The sequence below is a fragment of the Burkholderia sp. EMB26 genome, assembly GCF_024730645.1.
Taxonomy (GTDB): Bacteria; Pseudomonadota; Gammaproteobacteria; order Burkholderiales; family Burkholderiaceae; genus Burkholderia; species Burkholderia cenocepacia.
Genome location: NZ_CP078070.1, coordinates 2551181 through 2565976, shown reverse-complemented (window position 1 = coordinate 2565976; position 14796 = coordinate 2551181). Strand labels below are relative to the sequence as shown.

14 protein-coding genes are annotated in these 14796 nt (G+C 63.8%); all 14 read left to right on the top strand.

Translation table 11 applies throughout. The annotated features are described in order from the left end of the window. The first annotated feature begins 35 nt into the window (after positions 1-35). The 14 genes from KU887_RS12085 to KU887_RS12020 all read left to right on the top strand — a co-directional run bounded on the left by KU887_RS12085 (position 36) and on the right by KU887_RS12020 (position 14793). The gene (locus KU887_RS12085) at positions 36-515 is read left to right on the top strand and encodes an NADH-quinone oxidoreductase subunit B family protein (RefSeq protein WP_006398799.1); all 480 of its coding nucleotides are present in this window, start codon (positions 36-38) and stop codon (positions 513-515) included. Between the two features lie 21 nt (positions 516-536). Beyond that, entirely contained in the window at positions 537-1139 is a 603-nt protein-coding gene (locus KU887_RS12080; RefSeq protein ID WP_006478264.1) for an NADH-quinone oxidoreductase subunit C, read from the top strand. 9 nt (positions 1140-1148) lie between these two features. Beyond that, positions 1149-2402, top strand: a complete 1254-nt coding sequence (locus KU887_RS12075; protein ID WP_006478265.1) for an NADH-quinone oxidoreductase subunit D — start codon at positions 1149-1151, stop codon at positions 2400-2402. A gap of 172 nt (positions 2403-2574) precedes the next feature. Beyond that, entirely contained in the window at positions 2575-3060 is a 486-nt protein-coding gene (gene nuoE / locus KU887_RS12070) for an NADH-quinone oxidoreductase subunit NuoE (RefSeq protein WP_006478266.1), read from the top strand. Further along, a complete protein-coding gene (nuoF, locus tag KU887_RS12065; protein ID WP_006478267.1) occupies positions 3057-4367 on the top strand; it encodes an NADH-quinone oxidoreductase subunit NuoF in 1311 nt (436 codons plus the stop codon). Before nuoE ends, nuoF begins: the two co-directional genes overlap by 4 nt. Before the next feature lie 82 nt (positions 4368-4449). Beyond that, positions 4450-6780 (top strand): NADH-quinone oxidoreductase subunit NuoG, encoded by a 2331-nt coding sequence (nuoG, locus tag KU887_RS12060; RefSeq protein WP_006497003.1) that lies wholly within the window; start codon positions 4450-4452, stop codon positions 6778-6780. Next, entirely contained in the window at positions 6781-7848 is a 1068-nt protein-coding gene (gene nuoH / locus KU887_RS12055) for an NADH-quinone oxidoreductase subunit NuoH (protein WP_258250075.1), read from the top strand. Positions 7849-7858: 10 nt separating this feature from the next. Further along, the gene (nuoI, locus tag KU887_RS12050) at positions 7859-8347 is read left to right on the top strand and encodes an NADH-quinone oxidoreductase subunit NuoI (protein ID WP_006484869.1); all 489 of its coding nucleotides are present in this window, start codon (positions 7859-7861) and stop codon (positions 8345-8347) included. A gap of 105 nt (positions 8348-8452) precedes the next feature. Further along, on the top strand, positions 8453-9103 hold the full coding sequence (locus tag KU887_RS12045; RefSeq protein WP_006484877.1) for an NADH-quinone oxidoreductase subunit J: 651 nt from the start codon (positions 8453-8455) through the stop codon (positions 9101-9103). An 18-nt stretch (positions 9104-9121) separates the two neighbouring features. Beyond that, positions 9122-9427 (top strand): NADH-quinone oxidoreductase subunit NuoK, encoded by a 306-nt coding sequence (nuoK, locus tag KU887_RS12040; protein ID WP_006478272.1) that lies wholly within the window; start codon positions 9122-9124, stop codon positions 9425-9427. Between the two features lie 17 nt (positions 9428-9444). Further along, positions 9445-11499: an NADH-quinone oxidoreductase subunit L gene (nuoL, locus tag KU887_RS12035; RefSeq protein WP_006478273.1), complete on the top strand. Its 2055-nt coding sequence runs from the start codon at positions 9445-9447 to the stop codon at positions 11497-11499. 16 nt (positions 11500-11515) lie between these two features. Beyond that, positions 11516-13006 carry an NADH-quinone oxidoreductase subunit M gene (locus tag KU887_RS12030; RefSeq protein ID WP_006484881.1) on the top strand — a complete coding sequence of 497 codons (1491 nt, stop codon included), beginning with the start codon at positions 11516-11518 and terminating at the stop codon, positions 13004-13006. A gap of 36 nt (positions 13007-13042) precedes the next feature. Next, a complete protein-coding gene (gene nuoN, locus KU887_RS12025) occupies positions 13043-14497 on the top strand; it encodes an NADH-quinone oxidoreductase subunit NuoN (RefSeq protein ID WP_171983970.1) in 1455 nt (484 codons plus the stop codon). Then, the gene (locus KU887_RS12020; RefSeq protein WP_006484867.1) at positions 14497-14793 is read left to right on the top strand and encodes a DUF2818 family protein; all 297 of its coding nucleotides are present in this window, start codon (positions 14497-14499) and stop codon (positions 14791-14793) included. Before nuoN ends, KU887_RS12020 begins: the two co-directional genes overlap by 1 nt. Positions 14794-14796: the final 3 nt, after the last annotated feature.

Below are 14796 nucleotides of genomic sequence, written 5' to 3'. Positions count from 1 at the left end.
GCCACGCTCGGTCGCTCGTCTGGAGTGGAAAGCAAATGAGTATCGAAGGGGTCTTGAAGGAAGGGTTTGTCACCACGACGGCTGACAAGCTGATCAACTGGACGCGTACCGGCTCGCTGTGGCCGATGACGTTCGGGCTCGCGTGTTGCGCCGTCGAGATGATGCATGCGGGCGCGGCCCGTTACGATCTGGACCGGTTCGGCGTCGTGTTCCGTCCGAGCCCGCGTCAGTCGGACGTGATGATCGTGGCCGGCACGCTGTGCAACAAGATGGCGCCCGCGCTGCGCCGCGTGTACGACCAGATGGCCGAGCCGCGCTGGGTGATCTCGATGGGGTCGTGCGCAAACGGGGGTGGTTACTACCACTACTCGTACTCGGTGGTCCGCGGCTGCGACCGGATCGTGCCGGTCGACGTCTACGTGCCGGGCTGTCCGCCCACGGCCGAGGCGCTGGTCTACGGCGTGATCCAGCTTCAGGCGAAGATCCGCCGCACCAATACCATCGCCCGTCAATAAAGCCCCGAGCGTCCCCTCAATATGGCAAGCAAAATCGAGACCCTCAAGGCAAACCTCGAAGCCGCGCTCGGCGCGCGCGTGGTGAGCCTCACCGAAGCGATCGGTGAACTGACGCTCGTCGTGAAGGCGAGCGATTACCTCGAAGTCGCAAAGACGCTGCGCGACGATCCGAAGCTCCGTTTCGAGCAACTGATCGACCTCTGCGGCGTCGACTACCAGACCTTCGGCGACGGCGCCTACGACGGCCCGCGCTTCGCGGCCGTGTCGCACCTGCTGTCGGTCACGAACAACTGGCGCCTGCGCCTGCGCGCATTCGCGCCGGACGACGATCTGCCGATCGTGGCGTCGCTGGTCGACATCTGGACCTCGGCGAACTGGTACGAGCGCGAAGCGTTCGACCTGTACGGCATCGTGTTCGAAGGCCACCCCGACCTGCGCCGCATCCTCACCGACTACGGCTTCATCGGTCACCCGTTCCGCAAGGACTTCCCGGTGTCGGGCTACGTCGAAATGCGTTACGACCCGGAAGAGAAGCGGGTCGTGTACCAGCCGGTGACGATCGAGCCGCGCGAAATCACGCCGCGCGTGATCCGCGAGGATCGCTATGGCGGTCTGAAACATTAAGGGGGCGTCATGGCAGAAATCAAGAACTACACGCTCAACTTCGGCCCGCAGCACCCGGCAGCGCACGGCGTGCTGCGCCTCGTGCTCGAGCTCGACGGCGAAGTCATCCAGCGTGCCGATCCGCACATCGGCCTGCTGCACCGCGCGACGGAAAAGCTCGCGGAATCCAAGACCTTCATCCAGTCCGTGCCGTACATGGACCGTCTCGACTACGTGTCGATGATGGTCAACGAGCACGGCTACGTGCTCGCGATCGAAAAGCTGCTCGGCATCGAAGTGCCGGAGCGCGCGCAGTACATCCGCGTGCTGTTCGACGAAATCACGCGCGTGCTGAACCACCTGATGTGGATCGGCGCGCACGCACTCGACGTCGGCGCGATGGCCGTGTTCCTGTACGCGTTCCGCGAGCGCGAAGACCTGATGGACGTGTACGAAGCGGTGTCCGGCGCCCGGATGCACGCGGCCTACTATCGTCCGGGCGGCGTCTATCGCGATCTGCCTGACGCAATGCCGCAATACAAGGCGTCGAAGATTCGCAACGAGAAGGCGCTCGCGAAGATGAACGAAGCGCGCAGTGGTTCGGTGCTCGACTTCATCGACGATTTCTTCACGCGCTTCCCGAAGTGCGTCGACGAATACGAAACGCTGCTGACCGACAACCGGATCTGGAAACAGCGTCTGGTCGGGATCGGCGTGGTGAGCCCGGAACGTGCGCTGCAGATGGGCCTGACGGGCCCGATGCTGCGCGGCTCGGGCATCGCGTGGGACCTGCGCAAGAAGCAGCCCTACGAAGTGTACGATCGGATGGATTTCGACGTGCCGGTCGGCGTGAACGGCGATTGCTACGACCGCTATCTGGTGCGCGTCGAAGAAATGCGCCAGTCGATCCGCATCGCGAAACAGTGTATTGAGTGGCTCCGCAAGAATCCGGGCCCGGTGATGACGGACAATCACAAGGTTGCCCCGCCGTCGCGCGTCGGCATGAAGACCAACATGGAAGACTTGATTCACCACTTCAAGCTCTTCACCGAAGGTTTCCATGTGCCGGAAGGCGAAGCGTACGCGGCGGTCGAGCATCCGAAGGGTGAATTCGGCATCTACCTCGTGTCGGACGGCGCCAACAAGCCGTATCGCCTCAAGATTCGCGCACCGGGTTTCGCGCACCTGGCGTCGCTCGACGAAATGGCGCGCGGTCACATGATCGCCGACGCCGTCACGATCATCGGTACGCAGGACATCGTGTTCGGCGAAATCGATCGCTAATGGTTGCGCCGCCCGCGAGCGCGGGCGGCGAGCAGTAAGTCACACGCGATGCGCGCTGAACCGGCGCGGCTTCGCAAGCTGTCAACAGAGTGAGCGCCAGGTCTGCCGTCCATGCACCCCAGTGTGCGGCAGGTTGTTCGTTCGGTAGGAATTGAAAGAGTCGTGTCTGAAAATGATCTCAGCTGAAGGCCTGAAGGAAATCGATCGAGCGTTGACGAAGTATCCCGCCGATCAGAAACAGTCCGCCGTGATGTCGGCGTTGGCCGTGGCTCAAGAAGAGCACGGCTGGCTGTCGCCCGAACTGATGCAGTTCGTTGCGGACTATCTCGGCATGCCGGCCGTTGCCGTGCAGGAAGTCGCGACGTTCTACACGATGTACGAGCTCAAACCGGTCGGCAAGCACAAGATCACGCTCTGCACGAACCTGCCGTGCCAGCTCGGCCCGCACGGCGGCGCGGAAGCGACTGCCGACTACCTGAAACAGAAGCTGGGCATCGGCTTCGGCGAGACCACGCCCGACGGCAAGTTCACGCTGAAGGAAGGCGAATGCATGGGCTCGTGCGGCGATGCGCCGGTGCTGCTGGTGAACAATCACAGAATGTGCAGCTTCATGAGCCGCGAGAAGATCGACCAGCTGCTTGAGGAGCTCTCGAAATGACGTCCCTCCACGACCGTCACATCAAACCGCTGATCCTCGCTGGTCTGAACGGCGAGAACTGGCACCTCGAAGACTACGTTGCGCGCGGCGGCTACAAGCAGCTGCGCCGCATTCTCGAAGAAAAGATTCCGCCCGAGCAGGTGATCGCCGACGTGAAGGCGTCGGGCCTGCGCGGTCGCGGCGGTGCGGGCTTCCCGACCGGCCTGAAGTGGAGCTTCATGCCGCGCCAGTTCCCGGGGCAGAAGTACCTCGTCTGCAACTCGGACGAAGGCGAGCCGGGCACGTTCAAGGATCGCGACATCCTGCGCTGGAACCCGCATGCGCTGATCGAAGGCATGGCCATCGGCGCGTACGCGATGGGCATCACCGTCGGCTACAACTACATCCACGGCGAAATCTTCGAAGTGTATCGACGCTTCGAAGCCGCGCTCGATGAGGCACGCGCCGCCGGGTTCCTCGGCGACAACATCATGGGCTCGGAATTCTCGTTCCAGCTGCACGCGCACCACGGTTACGGTGCGTACATCTGCGGCGAGGAAACGGCGCTGCTCGAGTCGCTCGAAGGCAAGAAGGGCCAGCCGCGCTTCAAGCCGCCGTTCCCGGCGAGCTTCGGCGTGTACGGCAAGCCGACCACGATCAACAACACCGAGACGTTCGCCGCGGTGCCGTTCCTGCTGTCCATCGGGCCGCAGAATTACCTCGAGATCGGCAAGCCGAACAACGGCGGCACGAAGATTTTCTCGGTGTCGGGCGACGTCGAGCGCCCGGGCAACTACGAGGTGCCGCTCGGCACGCCGTTCGCGACGCTGATGGAGCTCGCCGGCGGGATGCGCGGCGGCAAGAAGATCAAGGCCGTGATTCCGGGCGGTTCGTCGGCGCCGGTGATCCCGGGCGACATCATGATGCAGACCGATCTCGACTACGACTCGATCGCGAAGGCGGGCTCGATGCTCGGTTCCGGCGCGGTGATCGTGATGGACGAGACGCGCTGCATGGTGCGCTCGCTGCTGCGCCTGTCGTACTTCTACTACGAGGAATCGTGCGGTCAGTGCACGCCGTGCCGTGAAGGCACCGGCTGGCTGTATCGCGTCGTGAACCGTATCGAGCACGGCGAAGGCCGCCAGGAAGATCTGGACCTGCTGAACTCGGTGGCCGAGAACATCATGGGCCGCACGATCTGTGCGCTCGGCGATGCGGCGGCGATGCCGGTACGCGGGATGCTGAAGCACTACTGGGACGAATTCGCGTACCACGTCGAGCACAAGCACTGCATGGTCGGCGGCCACGCGCACGCGGCGGCAGCCTGAAGCGCACCCGGTTGCGGAATTTGAGCGCACGGTCGGGCGAAGGCGCGAACGGGCGGAAATAGGTTAAGGACCATTCACCATCATGGTTGAACTTGAAATAGACGGCAAGAAGGTCGAGGTGCCCGAAGGCAGCATGGTGATCCAGGCTGCGCACAAGGCGGATACGTACATTCCTCACTTCTGCTATCACAAGAAACTGTCGGTTGCGGCCAACTGCCGGATGTGTCTCGTCGAAGTCGAGAAGATGCCGAAGGCCGTGCCTGCCTGCGCGACCCCCGTGTCGGCCGGCATGATCGTCCGCACGCAGTCCGACAAGGCTGTGAAGGCGCAGCAGTCGGTGATGGAATTCCTCCTCATCAATCACCCGCTCGATTGCCCGATCTGCGATCAGGGCGGCGAATGCCAGCTGCAGGATCTGGCGGTCGGCTACGGCAAGTCGTCGTCGCGCTACTCGGAAGAAAAGCGCGTGGTGTTCCACAAGAACGTGGGCCCGCTGATCTCGATGGAAGAAATGTCGCGCTGCATCCACTGCACGCGCTGCGTCCGCTTCGGCCAGGAAATCGCCGGCGTGATGGAGTTCGGCATGCTGGGCCGCGGCGAGCATTCGGAAATCACGACGTTCGTCGGCAAGACGGTCGACTCCGAAATGTCGGGCAACATGATCGACCTGTGCCCGGTCGGCGCGCTGACCAGCAAGCCGTTCCGCTACAGCGCCCGTACCTGGGAACTGTCGCGTCGCAAGTCGGTGAGCCCGCACGATTCCGTCGGCGCGAACCTCGTCGTGCAGGTGAAGAACAACCGCGTGATGCGCGTGCTGCCGTTCGAGAACGAAGCGATCAACGAATGCTGGATCTCGGACAAGGACCGCTTCTCGTATGAAGGCCTCAACAGTGAAGAGCGCCTGACGAAGCCGATGCTGAAGCAGGGCGGCCAGTGGATCGAGACCGACTGGCAGACCGCGCTCGAATACGTCGCGAAGGGCCTGAAGGGCATCGCCGCGGATCACGGCGCGAACGCGCTGGCGATGCTCGCGAGCGCGCACAGCACGGCCGAAGAGCTGTTCCTCGTGAAGCAGCTCGCCAACGAACTGAAAACGCCGAACGTCGACTTCCGTCTGCGTCAGCAGGATTTCTCGGCACCGGTCCAGGGCGCGCCGTGGCTCGGCATGCCGATCGCCGATCTGTCGAACGTGGACGCCGCGTTCGTCGTCGGGTCGTTCCTGCGCCGCGACCACCCGCTGTTCGCATCGCGCCTGCGTCAGGCTGCGAAGAACGGTGCGAAGCTGCACTTCCTGCACGCGACCGGCGACGATTCGCTGATCCCGACCGCGCAACGCATCGTCGCCGCGCCGTCCGCATGGCTCGACGAGCTGGCCGGCATCGCCGCGGCCGTCGCGCAACTGCGCGGCGTCGCGCTGCCCGACGCGCTCGCGGGCGTCACGGCATCGCCGGCCGCCCAGGCTGTCGCGCAGTCGCTCGCGAACGGCGAACGCCGCGCGGTGCTGCTCGGCAACGTCGCGGTCCGTCATCCGCAATTCGCGAAGCTGCACGCCGTCGCCCAGTGGATCGCTGACAACACCGGCGCCACGTTCGGCTTCCTGACGGAAGCGGCGAACACGGTCGGCGCGCACGTGGTCGGCGCACTGCCGGGCGAAGGTGGCCTGAACGCACGCGAAGCGTTCGCGCAGCCGCGCAAGGGCTACGTGCTGCTGAACGTCGAACCGGAATTCGATACGGCCGACCCGGCGCAGGCACTGGCCGCGCTGAACCAGGCGGAGATGGTCGTCGTGATGTCGCCGTTCAAGCACGGCCTCGACTACGCCGACGTGCTGCTGCCGGTTGCGCCGTTCACCGAAACGGCCGGTACGTTCGTCAACGCGGAAGGCACCGTGCAGAGCTTCAACGGCGTCGTGCGCCCGCTCGGCGACACGCGTCCGGCGTGGAAGGTGCTGCGCGTGCTCGGCAGCCTGCTCGGCCTGCCGAACTTCGAATACGAGACCGCGGAAGAAGTGCGTGTCGCCGCGCTCGGCGACGCCGGCGTCGCGGGTCGCCTGTCGAACCAGACGTCGGTCGCGCCGGCCCGTGCCGCGGCGAACGCCGCGAACGGCGGTTTCGAGCGCCTGGCCGATGTGCCGATCTATCACGCCGACGCACTCGTGCGCCGAGCAGGTGCGCTGCACCTGACGGCCGCCGCGAAGGCGGCGAACGTCGCAGCCCTGCCGGCCGCGCTGTTCGACAAGCTGGGCTTGAAGGAGGGCGACGCGGTGCGCGTGCGCCAGGGCGAGCGTGCGGTGCAGTTGCCGGCCGTGCGCGACGCGAATCTTGCGGAGACGGTCGTTCGCGTGTCGGCGGCGACGCCTGCCGGCGCAGCGCTCGGCAGCCTGTCCGGTGAACTGGTGGTGGAGAAGGCGTAAATGAGCTTGTTCGATACGATCAACGCGGGCGGGGCCCAGCTTCTCGGCTTCGCGTGGCCGACGGTGTGGGCAGCCGTGCGCATCCTCGTCGTCTCCGTCGTCATCCTGCTGTGCGTCGCGTACCTGATTCTGTGGGAACGCAAGCTGATCGGCTGGATGCACGTACGTCTCGGCCCGAACCGCGTCGGCCCCGGCGGCCTGCTGCAGCCGATCGCCGACGTGCTGAAGCTGCTGCTGAAGGAAGTCATCCAGCCGACCGCCGCCAGCCGCTGGCTGTACCTGATCGCGCCGATCATGACCGTCGTGCCGGCGTTCGCCGTGTGGGCGGTGATCCCGTTCCAGGCCGAAGCCGTGCTCGCGAACGTGAACGCGGGCCTGCTGTACGCGATGGCGATCTCGTCGATCGGCGTGTACGCGGTGATTCTCGCCGGCTGGGCGTCGAACTCGAAGTACGCGTTCCTCGGTGCGATGCGCGCCGCGGCACAGATGGTGTCGTACGAAATCTCGATGGGCTTCGCACTGGTGCTGGTGCTGATGACGGCCGGCAGCCTGAACCTGTCGGAAATCGTCGGCTCGCAACAGCACGGCTTCTTCGCCGGCCACGGCGTGAACTTCCTGTCGTGGAACTGGCTGCCGCTGCTGCCGGCGTTCGTCGTCTACTTCATCTCGGGCATCGCCGAAACGAACCGTCACCCGTTCGACGTGGTGGAAGGGGAGTCGGAGATCGTCGCGGGTCACATGATCGATTACTCGGGGATGGCGTTCGCGCTGTTCTTCCTCGCCGAGTACATCAACATGATCGTGATCTCGGCGCTGGCTGCGACGCTGTTCCTCGGCGGCTGGGACGCCCCGTTCGAATTCCTGTCGTTCATCCCGGGCATCTTCTGGCTGGTGCTGAAGGTCTTCGCACTGCTGTCGGTGTTCATCTGGGTGCGCGCGACGTTCCCGCGCTTCCGTTACGACCAGATCATGCGTCTGGGCTGGAAGGTGTTCCTGCCGGTCACGGTGATCTGGGTGGTCGTGGTCGGCTGCTGGATGATGTCGCCGCTGAACATCTGGGTGAAGTAAGGACGAAATCATGACGGCTATCCAACACTTCTTTAAGACTTTCTTCCTGACCGAGCTGCTGAAGGGGCTCGCGCTGACCGGTCGTTACACGTTCAAGCGCAAGTTCACCGTGCAGTTCCCGGAAGAGAAGACCCCGATTTCGCCGCGTTTCCGCGGGCTGCACGCGCTGCGCCGCTATGAGAACGGCGAAGAGCGCTGCATCGCGTGCAAGCTGTGCGAGGCCGTGTGCCCCGCGCTGGCGATCACGATCGAATCGGAAACGCGCGCGGACAACACGCGCCGCACGACGCGCTACGACATCGACCTGACGAAGTGCATCTTCTGCGGTTTCTGCGAAGAGAGCTGCCCGGTCGATTCGATCGTCGAGACGCAGATTCTCGAGTACCACGGCGAAAAGCGCGGCGACCTGTATTTCACGAAGGATATGCTGCTCGCGGTGGGCGACCGCTACGAGAAGGACATCGCCGCGGCGAAGGCTGCCGACGCGCCGTATCGTTGATTGTGTTTGCAGTGCCGGCCCGGCATGAACGGGCCGAGCCGCCGCGACGGGTGCGGGCGTCCCGCAAGCCGCGCCTGACTATGGCCTAACGATGAACCGGTAATCATGGAATTCACGACCGTACTGTTCTACATCTTCGCGCTGCTCCTGGTGGTATCAGGGCTGAAGGTGATCACTTCGCGCAACCCGGTGGCGTCTGCGCTTTTCCTTGTGCTGGCGTTCTTCAACGCCGCCGCGATCTGGATGCTGCTGGAGGCGGAGTTCCTCGCGATCCTGCTGGTGCTGGTCTACGTGGGCGCGGTGATGGTGCTGTTCCTGTTCGTCGTGATGATGCTGGACATCAACATCGACTACCTGCGCCGCGATTTCAAGCGCTTCGTACCGATGGCCACCGTGGTCGGCGCGATCATCGTGATCGAAACCGCGCTGATCCTGTGGCGCGGTTACGGCGACACGCACACCGTGCATGCGATGGCGACGGGCGAGATGGCCAACTGGTCGAACACGCGCCTGATCGGCAAGGTGATCTACACCGACTACATCTTCGCGTTCGAAATCGCCGGCCTCGTGCTGCTGGTCGCGATCATCGCCGCGATCGGGCTGACCGAGCGCAAGGGCAAGGACAGCAAGCGCCAGCGTGTGTCGGATCAGGTCAAGGTGCGCCGCAACGACCGCGTGCGCCTCGTGAAGATGGAAGCGGACAAGCCGCAGCCGGAAGCGGCGCAAAGCGAAGCCGGTTCGGGCACCAACGGCTAAGCGGAGGAAAAGAAAACCATGCTGACTCTTGCTCACTACCTTGTGCTCGGCGCGATCCTGTTCGCGATCGCGATCGTCGGGATTTTCCTGAACCGCCGCAACGTCATCATCATCCTGATGTCGATCGAACTGATGCTGCTGGCGGTGAACACCAACTTCGTCGCGTTCTCGCACTATCTGGGTGACGTGCACGGCCAGATCTTCGTGTTCTTCGTGCTGACCGTCGCCGCAGCGGAAGCCGCGATCGGTCTCGCGATTCTGGTGACCCTGTTCCGTAAGCTCGACACGATCAATGTCGAGGATCTCGATCAGCTCAAAGGTTAATTTCAGGCAACGCTGTTATGTCAACGACACTCAATGAAAACCTGCTGCTGGCGATTCCGCTCGCTCCGCTGGCCGGCTCGCTGATTGCGGGGCTGTTCGGGAACGCAGTCGGGCGCAAGGGCGCACACCGGATCACGATCCTCGGCGTATTGATCGCGTTCCTCCTGTCGGCGAAAGTCTTCTTCGACGTGATGGGCGGTGCGAGCTTCAACGCGACCGTCTACGAATGGATGAACGTCGGCTCGCTGAAGCTCGAAGTCGGCTTCCTCGTCGATTCGCTGACCGCGATGATGATGGTCGTCGTGACCTTCGTCTCGCTGATGGTGCACGTGTACACGATCGGCTACATGGCGGAAGAGGACGGCTACCAGCGCTTCTTCTCGTACATCTCGCTGTTCACGTTCTCGATGCTGATGCTCGTGATGAGCAACAACTTCCTGCAGCTGTTCTTCGGCTGGGAAGCGGTGGGTCTGGTGTCGTACCTGCTGATCGGTTTCTACTTCACGCGTGAGAGCGCGATCTACGCGAACATGAAGGCGTTCCTCGTGAACCGCGTGGGCGACTTCGGCTTCCTGCTCGGCATCGGCCTGCTGCTCGCGTTCGCCGGCTCGATGAACTACGGCGAAGTGTTCGCGAAGCGCGCGGAACTCGCGAGCCTGCACTTCCCGGGCACCGACTGGGGCCTGCTGACCGTTGCCTGTATCTGCCTGTTCATCGGCGCGATGGGTAAGTCGGCGCAGTTCCCGCTGCACGTGTGGCTGCCGGACTCGATGGAAGGCCCGACCCCGATCTCGGCGCTGATTCACGCGGCGACGATGGTCACGGCCGGCATCTTCATGGTCTCGCGCATGTCGCCGCTGTTCGAGCTGTCGGATACCGCGCTGTCCTTCATCACGGTGATCGGCGCGATCACGGCGCTCTTCATGGGCTTCCTCGGCATCGTCCAGAACGACATCAAGCGCGTGGTGGCGTACTCGACGCTGTCGCAGCTCGGCTACATGACCGTCGCGCTCGGCGTGTCCGCTTACCCGGTCGCCGTGTTCCACCTGATGACGCACGCGTTCTTCAAGGCGCTGCTGTTCCTCGGCGCCGGCTCGGTGATCATGGGCATGCACCACGACCAGGACATGCGCAACATGGGCGGCCTGCGCAAGTACATGCCGATCACGTGGATCACGTCGCTCGTCGGCTCGCTCGCGCTGATCGGTACGCCGTTCTTCTCGGGCTTCTACTCGAAGGACTCGATCATCGACGCGGTGAAGCTGTCGCACCTGCCGGGTTCGGGCTTCGCGTACTTCGCGGTCGTCGCGAGCGTGTTCGTCACGGCGCTGTACTCGTTCCGCATGTACTTCCTGGTGTTCCACGGCGAAGAGCGCTTCCGCAAGCCGAAGCATCCGGAATCGCCGATGGGCATGGCGGCCGCGCACGGCCACGACGACCACGGCCATGGCCACGGTCATGACGACCACGCGCACGAGCCGCACGAGACCCCGTGGGTCGTGTGGGTGCCGCTGGTCCTGCTGGCGATCCCGTCGGTGATCATCGGCGCGATCGCGATCAGCCCGATGCTGTTCGGCGATTTCTTCCAGCACGGCGTCGCATTCGACAAGGTGATCTTCATCGGCGAAAACCATCCGGCGCTGGCCGAGATGGCCGAAGAGTTCCACGGCTGGGTCGGCATGGGCCTGCACTCGGTGTCGGGCCTGCCGGTGTGGCTGGCGCTCGCCGGTGTCGTCGTCGCGTGGTTCCTGTACTTGAAGCGTCCGGAGCTGCCGGCGTCGATCCGCCGCGCGTTCGGCCCGATCTACACGCTGCTGGACAACAAGTACTACATGGACAAGATCAACGAAGTGGTGTTCGCCCGCGGTTCGGTGGCGATCGGCCGCGGCCTGTGGAAGGAGGGCGACGTCGTCGTGATCGACGGCCTCGTCAACGGCAGCGCCCGGTTCATCGGCTGGTTCGCCGGCGTGATCCGCTTCCTCCAATCCGGTTACATCTATCACTACGCGTTCGCCATGATCATCGGCATGCTGGGGCTCCTGACCCTGTTTGTAACGCTCGGCGGCAAATAAGGCGGGGGGACAACTAATGCACGCTTTTCCGATTCTCAGTACCGCGATCTGGCTGCCGATCGTTTTCGGCCTCCTCGTGCTTGCGGTAGGTAACGACAAAAATCCGGGGACGGCCCGCTGGGTTGCGCTGATCGGTGCGCTGCTCGGCCTCGCGGTCACGATCCCGCTGATCACGGGCTTCGACTCGAGCACGGCTGCGCTGCAGTTCGTCGAGAAGTCGACCTGGATCGAACGCTTCGACATTGCGTATCACCTCGGCGTCGACGGCATCTCGATGTGGTTCGTCGTGCTGACCGCGCTGATCACCGTGATCGTCGTGATCGCCGCGTGGGAAGTGATCACCGAGAACGTCGCACAGTACCTCGCGGCGTTCCTGATCCTGTCCGGGATCATGATCGGCGTGTTCTCGGCGGCCGACGGCCTGCTGTTCTACGTGTTCTTCGAGGCGACCCTGATCCCGATGTACATCATCATCGGCGTGTGGGGCGGCCCGAACCGCGTGTATGCGGCGTTCAAGTTCTTCCTGTACACGCTGGCCGGCTCGCTGCTGATGCTGGTCGCGCTGATCTACCTGTACACGGAAACGCACTCGTTCGACCTCGCGACGTGGCAGAACGCGAAGATCGCGATGACGCCACAGATCCTGCTGTTCATTGCGTTCTTCCTCGCGTTCGCGGTGAAGGTGCCGATGTGGCCGGTGCACACGTGGCTGCCGGACGCGCACGTGGAAGCGCCGACGGGCGGCTCGGTCGTGCTGGCCGCGATCATGCTGAAGCTCGGCGCGTACGGTTTCCTGCGCTTCTCGCTGCCGATCACGCCTGACGCGAGCCACTTCCTGGCACCCGTCGTGATCACGCTGTCGCTGATCGCGGTGATCTACATCGGCCTCGTCGCGATGGTGCAGGCCGACATGAAGAAGCTGGTCGCGTATTCGTCGATCGCGCACATGGGCTTCGTCACGCTCGGCTTCTTCATCTTCAACCAGCTCGGCGTCGAAGGCGCGATCATCCAGATGATCTCGCACGGCTTCGTGTCGGGCGCGATGTTCCTCTGCATCGGCGTGCTGTACGACCGCGTGCACTCGCGCCAGATCGCCGATTACGGTGGCGTCGTCAACGTGATGCCGAAGTTCGCGGCATTCGCGATGCTGTTCTCGATGGCCAACTGCGGCCTGCCGGGTACGTCGGGTTTCGTCGGCGAGTTCATGGTGATTCTCGCGGCCGTCCAGTACAACTTCTGGATCGCATTCGGCGCGGCATTCACGCTGATCCTCGGCGCGGCCTACACGCTGTGGATGTACAAGCGCGTGTATTTCGGCGCGGTCGCGAACGATCACGTTGCCAAGCTGAAGGACATCGGCCGTCGCGAATTCCTGATGCTGGCCGTGCTCGCCGCGTTCACGCTGCTGATGGGCTTGTATCCGAAGCCTTTCACCGACGTGATGCACGTTTCCGTCGAAAACCTCCTCTCCCACGTCGCGCAGTCGAAGCTGCCGCTGGCCCAGTAATCGCGAGCGGAGGAAATCAAGATCATGAACGCTCCTATGAATGTCCTGTTGCCTGACGCGCTGGTGATGGCCGCCATCGTCGTCGCATGGCTGAACGACACCTTTACCGGTGCTTCCGGCCGCCGCCTGACCTATCTGATCGCGGTCGTCTCGTCGGTCGTCGCCGGCGTGTGGTTCGCGGTCCAGGCGCTCGACCCGCACCAGTACTACTTCTTCTCGAAGATGGTCGTCGTCGACTCGTTCGCGAGCATGATGAAGGCGGTCGTGTCGTTCGGTTTCGCGGTCTCGCTCGTCTATTCGCGCAAGTACCTCGAAGACCGCGACATGTTCCGCGGCGACGTGTTCCTGCTCGGCATGTTCTCGCTGCTCGGTCAGCTGGTCATGGTGTCGGGCAACAACTTCCTGACGCTGTACCTCGGTCTCGAACTGATGTCGCTGTCGCTGTATGCGGTCATCGCGCTGCGTCGCGATGCCGCGCAGTCGAGCGAAGCCGCGATGAAGTACTACGTGCTGGGCGCGCTCGCGTCGGGCTTCGTGCTGTACGGCATCTCGATGCTCTACGGCGCGACCGGCTCGCTCGAGCTCGGCGAAGTGTACAAGGCGGTCGGCGGCAACACCGACGCGGCCGTGCTGATGTTCGGCGTGATCTTCATCGTCGCCGGTATCGCGTTCAAGCTCGGCGCCGTACCGTTCCACATGTGGGTGCCGGACGTCTACCAGGGCGCACCGACCGCGATGACGCTGTTCGTCGGCGGCGGCCCGAAGGTTGCCGCGTTCGCGTGGGGCCTGCGCTTCCTGGTGATGGGCCTGCTGCCGCTCGCGCAGAACTGGCAGACCGCGCTCGTGATCCTGGCCGCGCTGTCGCTGATCGTCGGTAACATCACCGGTATCGTCCAGCGCAACATCAAGCGGATGCTCGCGTACTCGGCGATCTCGAACATGGGCTTCGTGCTGCTCGGCCTGCTCGCGGGCATCGTGAAGGGCGACGCGGCGGCACCGGCGAACGCCTACAGCTCGGCGATGTTCTACGCGATCGTCTACCTGATCACGACGCTCGGCTCGTTCGGCGTGGTGATGCTGCTCGCGCGCCGCGATTTCGAAGCGGAAACGATCGACGACTTCAAGGGCCTCAACAAGCGCAGCCCGGTGTTCGCGTTCGTGATGATGGTCATGATGTTCTCGCTGGCCGGCATCCCGCCGACCGTCGGCTTCTACGCGAAGCTGGCCGTGCTCGAGGCGACCGTCAACGCGGGCCTCACGTGGCTGGCCGTGCTGGCCGTGATCACGTCGTTGTTCGGCGCGTTCTACTACCTGCGCATCGTGAAGCTGATGTACTTCGATGCGCCGCAGGATTCGACGCCGATCTCGGGCGACTTCTGCAAGCGCACGATCCTCGTGCTGAACGGCCTGGCGGTCGTCGTGCTCGGCCTGATCCCGAGCCCGCTGCTGACCGCCTGCCTGCAGGCAATCCGTCACACGCTGCCGCTGTAATGTCGGCAGCCGGCTGGTTCATCGTGCTGTTGGCGCTCGTCTGCGCCAACCTGCCGTTCCTGAACCAACGCCTCTTCGCCGTCGTGCCGTTCGGCGCGACGAAGAAGAACGCGTGGGTGCGGATCGGCGAGCTGATCGTGCTGTACTTCATCGTCGGCGCGCTCGGCTTCTGGCTCGAGTCGCGCGCCGGCAACCGCTTCGAACAGGGCTGGCAGTTTTACGCGATCACGTTCAGTCTGTTCGTCGTGTTCGCGTTTCCCGGCTTCACGTTCCAGTATCTCGTCAAACGACGCTGACGG

Excerpts from the sequence above, each read along its gene's own strand:
- nuoF (WP_006478267.1), top strand. The coding sequence starts at position 3,057 with ATGACGTCCCTCCACGACCGTCACATCAAACCGCTGATCCTCGCTGGT.
- nuoI (WP_006484869.1), top strand. The coding sequence starts at position 7,859 with ATGACGGCTATCCAACACTTCTTTAAGACTTTCTTCCTGACCGAGCTG.
- KU887_RS12045 (WP_006484877.1), top strand. The coding sequence starts at position 8,453 with ATGGAATTCACGACCGTACTGTTCTACATCTTCGCGCTGCTCCTGGTG.
- KU887_RS12030 (WP_006484881.1), top strand. The coding sequence starts at position 11,516 with ATGCACGCTTTTCCGATTCTCAGTACCGCGATCTGGCTGCCGATCGTT.
- nuoK (WP_006478272.1), top strand. The coding sequence starts at position 9,122 with ATGCTGACTCTTGCTCACTACCTTGTGCTCGGCGCGATCCTGTTCGCG.
- KU887_RS12020 (WP_006484867.1), top strand. The coding sequence starts at position 14,497 with ATGTCGGCAGCCGGCTGGTTCATCGTGCTGTTGGCGCTCGTCTGCGCC.
- nuoN (WP_171983970.1), top strand. The coding sequence starts at position 13,043 with ATGAATGTCCTGTTGCCTGACGCGCTGGTGATGGCCGCCATCGTCGTC.
- nuoL (WP_006478273.1), top strand. The coding sequence starts at position 9,445 with ATGTCAACGACACTCAATGAAAACCTGCTGCTGGCGATTCCGCTCGCT.
- KU887_RS12080 (WP_006478264.1), top strand. The coding sequence starts at position 537 with ATGGCAAGCAAAATCGAGACCCTCAAGGCAAACCTCGAAGCCGCGCTC.
- nuoE (WP_006478266.1), top strand. The coding sequence starts at position 2,575 with ATGATCTCAGCTGAAGGCCTGAAGGAAATCGATCGAGCGTTGACGAAG.
- nuoH (WP_258250075.1), top strand. The coding sequence starts at position 6,781 with ATGAGCTTGTTCGATACGATCAACGCGGGCGGGGCCCAGCTTCTCGGC.
- KU887_RS12075 (WP_006478265.1), top strand. The coding sequence starts at position 1,149 with ATGGCAGAAATCAAGAACTACACGCTCAACTTCGGCCCGCAGCACCCG.
- nuoG (WP_006497003.1), top strand. The coding sequence starts at position 4,450 with ATGGTTGAACTTGAAATAGACGGCAAGAAGGTCGAGGTGCCCGAAGGC.
- KU887_RS12085 (WP_006398799.1), top strand. The coding sequence starts at position 36 with ATGAGTATCGAAGGGGTCTTGAAGGAAGGGTTTGTCACCACGACGGCT.